The 4333-nt window shown below is 55.7% G+C and carries 5 protein-coding genes; all 5 read right to left on the reverse strand.

What is annotated here, in order from left to right:
* Positions 1–177: 177 nt before the first annotated feature.
* The 5 genes from HMPREF2541_RS11865 to ilvC all read right to left on the reverse strand — a co-directional run bounded on the left by HMPREF2541_RS11865 (position 178) and on the right by ilvC (position 4015).
* The gene (locus HMPREF2541_RS11865; protein ID WP_141744190.1) at positions 178–450 is read right to left on the reverse strand and encodes a hypothetical protein; all 273 of its coding nucleotides are present in this window, start codon (positions 448–450) and stop codon (positions 178–180) included.
* A 159-nt stretch (positions 451–609) separates the two neighbouring features.
* Complete coding sequence (locus tag HMPREF2541_RS03400; protein WP_070541729.1) at positions 610–1305, reverse strand: LrgB family protein; 696 nt, start codon at positions 1303–1305, stop codon at positions 610–612.
* Positions 1302–1640 carry a CidA/LrgA family protein gene (locus HMPREF2541_RS03405; RefSeq protein ID WP_064083587.1) on the reverse strand — a complete coding sequence of 113 codons (339 nt, stop codon included), beginning with the start codon at positions 1638–1640 and terminating at the stop codon, positions 1302–1304. Before HMPREF2541_RS03405 ends, HMPREF2541_RS03400 begins: the two co-directional genes overlap by 4 nt.
* Positions 1641–1762: 122 nt before the next feature.
* Positions 1763–2596 carry a methylenetetrahydrofolate reductase [NAD(P)H] gene (gene metF, locus HMPREF2541_RS03410; protein WP_003823886.1) on the reverse strand — a complete coding sequence of 278 codons (834 nt, stop codon included), beginning with the start codon at positions 2594–2596 and terminating at the stop codon, positions 1763–1765.
* Positions 2597–3001: 405 nt separating this feature from the next.
* The gene (gene ilvC / locus HMPREF2541_RS03415; protein ID WP_023887706.1) at positions 3002–4015 is read right to left on the reverse strand and encodes a ketol-acid reductoisomerase; all 1014 of its coding nucleotides are present in this window, start codon (positions 4013–4015) and stop codon (positions 3002–3004) included.
* Positions 4016–4333: the final 318 nt, after the last annotated feature.

Raw genomic sequence — 4333 nt, forward strand, 5'->3', positions numbered from 1 at the left:
TTTTGCCCGACGGGGTGAAAAATACAGTTGCTACACCTTGGAAATAAACAGGCTACCTGAAATCTATTTTTCAGGTAGCCTGTTGATAAAGCAGGGCGTAGGTTGAGTTGGTAAGCCCAACATTCCACTCTTGTTTGTTGGGTTACGCCTGCGGCTAACCCAACCTACTCACTAATATCAGTTATCCAATCCATCGTGCCAGACAGGCGTTCCTAAGCGGCGCATACACCTATCATAACCAGTTTCTTTATCACAAATTAAGCGATTTTTTCTACGTAACTCTCGTTGCTCCGGCGATTCGGCAGCATAGTAAGCTGCCCGCTCTTTCTGAGCATCAGTCAATGCAGCTCTTGTTGCATAATGCCCATTCCACCAATCAGACATACTGCAAGCGCCAAGCAGGCCGGATATTAAAATTACCGTTATGGAGCTAATTGAATAGTTCTTCATGATATTCATTGCGTTAAGCAGGCGCAGGATGTGCGCGACACGCACGCGGTTTCAACTTCGTTGAAGCTGTGCTTTAGCTTCGCAGAAACTTCGCTTCGCTCCGTTTTAACTGCGTTGAAGCTTCGCTTTCAGGTAGCCTTTGCCATTCATATGGCACATTTAAACGGCCAAGAGCGGCACGATAATCGGGGCGAGGAAAGAGGTGAGGATGCCGTTGAAGATCAGGCCGAGGGTGGCGTAGGCGGCGAAGTGGCCGCTGATTTCCAGGCTGGCGGCAATACCGATGGCGTGCGAGGCCGTGCCCTGCGCGATGGAGTGCGAGATGGGGTTGCGGATGTGGCTGTGGCGCAGAATCCAGAAGCCGATAAACTGGCCGGTGAGGCCGGCCAGCAGCACGGCGGCCACGGAAACGGCGGGGATGCCGTCTAGCACGTGGGTGATTTCCAGCGCAATCGGCATGGTAACCGATTTGGCGGCGAGCGACTGGCCCACATCGTGGCTGGCGCCCAACCAGTGGGCAAACAGCACACCGCTCACAATGCCCACCACGCTGCCCACCAGCTGCGAGGCGGCAATCGGCAGCCATTGGCTGCGGATGCGCGGCCACTGCTGATACATGGGGATGGCCAGGCACACGATGGCCGGCTGCAGCCAAAAGCCGACCATGCGGCCGGTTTGCATGAAATCGTCGTAGCGGATGCCGAAGAGTTTCAGGTAGCCGATTACCAACAGCGTGCTCACCATCAGCGGGTTGGCCAGCGGGCTGCCGCTGCGCAGGCGTAAAAACAGGCTGAAGCGGTAGATGGCGAGCATCATCAGAATCAGCACAATGGGGTTGGTGGCAACTTCCCTCATTTGTGCCTCCTTAAAATTTCGTGCGTTTTCGCGCTGGAGAGCAGCACCAGCACGCTGCTGGCCACGGTGGCGATGGCAATCGACCAGAAATCGTGCGCCACGATGGAAAAATAATCCATCAGTGCCACGCAGGCGGGAATCATCAGCAGCATCATGTGCTGCATGAGGAATTCGGTCATCGGCTTAAACCAGGCCTCCTTCACCCAGCCGGCTTGGAGCAGGCCGAACAAAATCAGCAGCCCCACGATGCTGGCGGGGAGTTTGAGGTGGGTGAGGTGTAAAAGCACTTCGCCTGCGGCTAGGCAGGCGAAAACGATAATGAGTGCGCGTAACATGGTTACTGGCCTAAGCTAATGTTGGAAAGGGCGAATTATAGCACCGGACGGGCGCTCAGAAGAGATGAAGGCTACCTGAAACCTTTTCAGGTAGCCTTCATCTCTATTTGGCAAAGGGCGGATTAGTAGCCTAAACGTTGGCAGATGGTGGAAGACAATCCTGCCTGGTTGAGGGTGTAGAAATGCAGGCCGGGGGCGCCGTGGCGCAGGAGGCGGCCGCACATTTCGGTTACCACGTCCAGCCCCAAGGCTTTGATGGAGGCGGTGTCGTCGGCATAGGATTGCAGCTTCAGCCGCAGCCAGCGCGGAATTTCGGCGCCGCACATATCGGCGAAGCGGGCGAGTTTGGAGAAGTTGGCAATCGGCATGATGCCGGGCACGATGGGGATTTCCACGCCGCGCCCGCGCACATCGTCGAGGAAGCGGAAGTAGGCGTCGGCATTGAAGAAAAACTGGGTGATGGCGGAATCGGCGCCGGCTTTCACTTTGCGCACGAAGCTTTGGATATCGTCTTCGGCGCTGCGCGATTGCGGGTGGTATTCGGGGTAGGCAGCCACTTCGATGTGGAACCAGTCGCCGAATCGGTGGCGGATGAGCTCCACCAGTTCGTTGGCGTGGTGCAGGCCGGTGGTGCCCAAGCCCATGCCGGAGGGGATGTCGCCGCGCAGGGCAACCACGTGGCGGATGCCCAAATCTTTGTATTCCTGCAAGAGGTCGGTGAGTTCGCCGGCATCCAAGCCCACGCAGGGGATGTGCGGGGCGGCGGCCATGCCTTCGGCAAGGATGTCGCGGATGGTTTGCATGGTGCCTTCGCGGGTGGTGCCGCCGGCGCCGGAGGTGCAGGAGAAAAACTCGGGCTGGTATTGGGAAAGTTGCTTACGGGTGATTTTCTGTTTTTCGCGGCCTTCGGGCGTGCGGGTGGGGAAAAATTCGAAGCTGAGGGTATTGTGTAGCATGATGGCGGGAAACGAAATGCGAAAGAAAGGCGATACGGTAGCGGGCGGCGGGGGTTTAGGCAAGGGCGGCTGGCTGAAAAATTAGCGCTAGTAGATGAATAGGATTCATATTGAGGAGGAGGCTAGCTGAAACCAATTATCTAAAACAGGGCAGGGTTTCAGGTAGCCTCTATTGCATTTAGGTCATGCAGAACAATTCGCTAGCGATGGATTGGCTAGCCATCCTTCTGCCGATGCAGCCAAAATGGTTCACGGTATAAGCACTGTGGTGAGTTGAGCAGCATGGAAGCATATAAGAAGGCTACCTGAAAATTTAGCTTCGCCGAAACCCCGCTATGCGGCGTTTGAGAGGCGTTGAAGCTTCGTTTTCAGGTAGCCTGTTTTTAGGCAATCACTTGCCGATAATTAGTTTTTGCTTTGATCCACCAATTTGTTTTTGGCAATCCAAGGCATCATGCTGCGCAGCTGGGCGCCCACTTTTTCAATTTGGTGGTCGGCGGTCAGGCGGCGGCGGGCAGTCATGCTGGCGTAGTTGGTTGCGCCTTCCTGGATGAACATTTTGGCGTATTCGCCGCTTTGAATGCGATACAGGGCTTTTTTCATCGCCTCTTTGGTGGCCGGCGTGATGACTTCGGGGCCGGTAACGTATTCGCCGTATTCCGCGTTGTTGGAAATGGAGTAGTTCATGTTGGCGATGCCGCCTTCATACATCAAGTCCACGATCAGTTTCAGCTCGTGCAGGCATTCGAAGTAGGCCATTTCAGGCGCGTAGCCGGCTTCCACCAAGGTTTCAAAGCCGCATTTCACCAGTTCAACCGCGCCGCCGCACAATACGGCTTGTTCGCCGAAGAGGTCGGTTTCGGTTTCTTCGCGGAAGTTGGTTTCAATCACGCCGCCTTTGGTGCCGCCGTTGGCTGCGGCGTAGGAGAGGGCGATGTCGCGGGCTTTGCCGCTTTTGTCTTGATATACGGCAATCAGCGAGGGCACGCCGCCGCCTTTGAGGAATTCGCTGCGCACGGTGTGGCCGGGGCCTTTGGGGGCAATCATCACCACATCCAAGTCGGCGCGCGGCACGATTTGGTTGTAGTGCACGTTGAAGCCGTGGGCAAAGGCCAATACGGCGCCCTGCTTGAGGTTGGGCTCGATTTCGGCGCGGTATACGGCCGGTTGGTTTTCATCCGGCAGCAGAATCATCACCAAATCGGCGGCTTTGGTGGCATCGGCCACGCTGCGCACGTCGAAACCGGCAGCTTGGGCTTTGTTCCAGGAGCCGCCTTGGCGCAGGCCGACAATCACGTTTACGCCGGAATCTTTCAGGTTGGCGGCGTGGGCATGGCCTTGCGAGCCGTAGCCGATGATGGCCACGGTTTTGCCTTTGATCAGGGAGAGGTCGGCGTCTTTATCGTAGTAAACTTGCATGTGGATTCCTTTTTTGGATTCGGTTAAACGGGGCGGACGGCGCGGCCGGTATGCGGTGCGGCGGGCTGGCGGGCTTGTGGCCGTTGCCGGCAGGCGGGCATAGCGGAAGCGGGTAAAGGCGCTGTCGCGGATATTTAGATGCCGCATACTACCCGAATTTTGACAATTTGACAGCTTTTTTAGACAAAATTTTTAAAATTGGTTGATAGGAGGGCAAAAAGCTAATATTTTTTAGACATATTGTCTTGTTTAATCCATAAAACTTCGCTTCGCTCCATTTTAGCTGTAGTAAATCGGCGCGTTGTTTACACCACAGGT

The sequence above is a fragment of the Eikenella sp. HMSC061C02 genome, from assembly GCF_001809035.1.
In the GTDB taxonomy this organism is placed as follows: domain Bacteria; phylum Pseudomonadota; class Gammaproteobacteria; order Burkholderiales; family Neisseriaceae; genus Eikenella; species Eikenella corrodens.

Excerpts from the sequence above, each read along its gene's own strand:
- HMPREF2541_RS11865 (WP_141744190.1), bottom strand. The coding sequence starts at position 450 with ATGAAGAACTATTCAATTAGCTCCATAACGGTAATTTTAATATCCGGC.
- HMPREF2541_RS03400 (WP_070541729.1), bottom strand. The coding sequence starts at position 1,305 with ATGAGGGAAGTTGCCACCAACCCCATTGTGCTGATTCTGATGATGCTC.
- HMPREF2541_RS03405 (WP_064083587.1), bottom strand. The coding sequence starts at position 1,640 with ATGTTACGCGCACTCATTATCGTTTTCGCCTGCCTAGCCGCAGGCGAA.
- metF (WP_003823886.1), bottom strand. The coding sequence starts at position 2,596 with ATGCTACACAATACCCTCAGCTTCGAATTTTTCCCCACCCGCACGCCC.
- ilvC (WP_023887706.1), bottom strand. The coding sequence starts at position 4,015 with ATGCAAGTTTACTACGATAAAGACGCCGACCTCTCCCTGATCAAAGGC.